This is a genomic window from Hydrocoleum sp. CS-953, assembly GCF_002260545.1.
In the GTDB taxonomy this organism is placed as follows: Bacteria; Cyanobacteriota; Cyanobacteriia; order Cyanobacteriales; family Microcoleaceae; genus Trichodesmium.
The window spans coordinates 1-2268 of the sequence record NZ_LGSU01000143.1 but is presented as its reverse complement, the minus strand read 5'-3'; the positions used below and the strand labels follow the sequence as shown (position 1 = coordinate 2268).

3 protein-coding genes are annotated in these 2268 nt (G+C 34.4%); 1 reads left to right on the top strand and 2 read right to left on the bottom strand.

Annotated features, from left to right (window positions below):
• Nucleotides 1-112: 112 nt before the first annotated feature.
• A complete protein-coding gene (purS, locus tag AFK68_RS01050) occupies nt 113-376 on the bottom strand; it encodes a phosphoribosylformylglycinamidine synthase subunit PurS (RefSeq protein ID WP_094670944.1) in 264 nt (87 codons plus the stop codon).
• 226 nt (nt 377-602) lie between these two features.
• On the opposite strand from purS, the gene AFK68_RS01045 reads away from it, so the two are divergent.
• A complete protein-coding gene (locus AFK68_RS01045; protein WP_094670942.1) occupies nt 603-986 on the top strand; it encodes a Fur family transcriptional regulator in 384 nt (127 codons plus the stop codon).
• 213 nt (nt 987-1199) lie between these two features.
• Here AFK68_RS01045 and AFK68_RS01040 read toward each other — a convergent pair whose 3' ends face one another.
• Entirely contained in the window at nt 1200-2165 is a 966-nt protein-coding gene (locus AFK68_RS01040; protein ID WP_094670940.1) for an SPFH domain-containing protein, read from the bottom strand.
• Between the last annotated feature and the right edge of the window lie 103 nt (nt 2166-2268).

The window sequence follows — 2268 nt, the reverse complement described above, 5'->3', positions numbered from 1 at the left end:
TTTGTACTTTTTCAAGGTTTAGAACCACTTAAACTAATATATTACCACGATTCTATATTTATTCAGCTAGCCCTAAATACCTCTTCACTTCTTCCTTTTTCCTTCTTCCTCCTTAACTTCTTCCTTCATTTAATTCAAAGCGATAATTTTCAATGACAGGATTTGCCAATAATTGATCGCAGATTAATTCTAATTGTTCCCTAGCAGTTGCCTCATCTGTTGCCTGAAGTTTCAACTCAATATATTTACCAATTCTAATTTGTTCTATATTTTCATGTCCCATTTGTACTAATCCAGATTGAATTGCGGTACCAGCAGGGTCTAAAACAGATGGTCTTAGAGTAACATGGATTTGTGCTTGATATTGTTTTGTCACGTTAGTATAAAAGTTAAAATTTTAATAGAACTACTTTTAGATATTATCTGTTAATTTCTACCGCTCAACTAAACTTACTCAAACTTACTCAAAAACCTGAAAGATTAGTTGAACGCAAGTTGTTCTACCACCACAGGGTCAAAGGGCAAACCCTTGATAATTCATAATTAGAGATAGTTTTCATTATGCATTATCCATTATCCATTATTCATTATTTATATTGGCCATGAAAATCAATCGCACTCGGTCTCAAGAGCGTATTTTGAAATTACTAACAACCCAGAAGCGATCGCTATCTGCTCAGGATATCCATTCAAAACTACGCAGATGTAACAAACCTCTGGGACTAGCCACAGTATATCGTTCTTTGGATGCTCTCAAACTAGAGGGAGTAGTAATTGTGCGGACTTTGGCTAATGGTGAATCTGTTTATAGTTGTCTACAGCAAGACCAACATCATCTGACTTGTGTTAAATGTGGGACTTCTATACCTATTAATGAATGTCCTGTCCATTATTTGGAGGACAAATTGCAGGAGTCCCACAAATTTAAGATTTTTTACCACACTTTGGAGTTTTTTGGACTTTGTGATAAGTGTACCTTAAGCTGAAGATATTTCGTGATTTAGAATTCAGAATTCAGAATTTAGAATTTAGAATTATTAAATTTTTCGGCGTTGCTGAATCAAGGTATGAAAATAAGAACTTAATAATTTCAAGTATTTTTGATTCAATATTTTCGCAATTGCCAAAAAATTCAATTCATAGCCACCTATCAGCAACGCCAATTTTTCAATTTTACATTCTTAATTCAATTTGCCATACTAACTGCCAACTGAATTTTTGCCATCTGCCACAATAGAACGCATACCTTCTAAAGTTGCTGGAATATTCCGGGGGTCCATAAACATAACTTTACTACTGTCACTACTACCAATCTTCTGACCCATATCCAGATAATTTTGAGCTAATAAAAATTGGAGTGCTTCTTTTGCATTGGGCTCTTCACGAAGAGTTTTAGTAATAATTTCTAATGCTTCAGCAGTTGCTTGAGCATTCAATACTTGAGATTGACGTTCGGCTTGAGCCTTCAGGACAATTGCCTTTTGTTGTGCTTCTGCTTCTAAAACAGTTGCTTTTTGACGAGCTTGAGCATCAAGAACTTGTGATTCTGCCTTACCCCTAGCAGAGTTAATTGCAGAATCTCTTTCCCCTTCTGAAGTTAAAATTGCTGCTCGTTTTTGCCGTTCGGCAGTCATCTGTAATTCCATAGAATCTTGTACTGCTTTAGAAGGGCTAATATCTCGTAATTCTACCCTAGTTACTTTTACTCCCCAAGGGTCAGTAGCAATGTCTAATTCTCTCAGTAATACCTCATTAATTTCTGTACGAGCTGTAAAAGTTTGGTCTAATTCTAATTTACCCATTTCTGCCCTAATTTGAGTTAAAACTAGATTAACCATTGCAGATTGGAGATTTTCTACTTTGTAGTAGGCTTTCTCCATATCCATAATTCGCCAATAAACTACAGCATCTACACTAATTGCTACGTTATCTCTAGTAATACATGGTTGAGGTGGAATATCTAATACTTTTTCCCGAATAGTTTCTTGATAAGAAATTCTATCCAAAAATGGGATAACAAATTTCAAACCAGCATCTAATTTTCTACCATTATATCTGCCTAAAGTTTCAACTAAAGCTTCGTTACCTTGATTAATAACTTTGACACTTCCGGCTAAACTTGAACCACCTAAAGCTAAAAATACGAGTAAAAATAACTGTTCCATTTTTCATCTCCTAATTATCTAAATTAGTTGTTATTTGAATTGATTTTTCTGGGAAAGATAAACTGAATAATTTAAGAAATTTTATAGTAGAATCTCTTTCCCC

Excerpts from the sequence above, each read along its gene's own strand:
- AFK68_RS01045 (WP_094670942.1), top strand. The coding sequence starts at position 603 with ATGAAAATCAATCGCACTCGGTCTCAAGAGCGTATTTTGAAATTACTA.
- AFK68_RS01040 (WP_094670940.1), bottom strand. The coding sequence starts at position 2,165 with ATGGAACAGTTATTTTTACTCGTATTTTTAGCTTTAGGTGGTTCAAGT.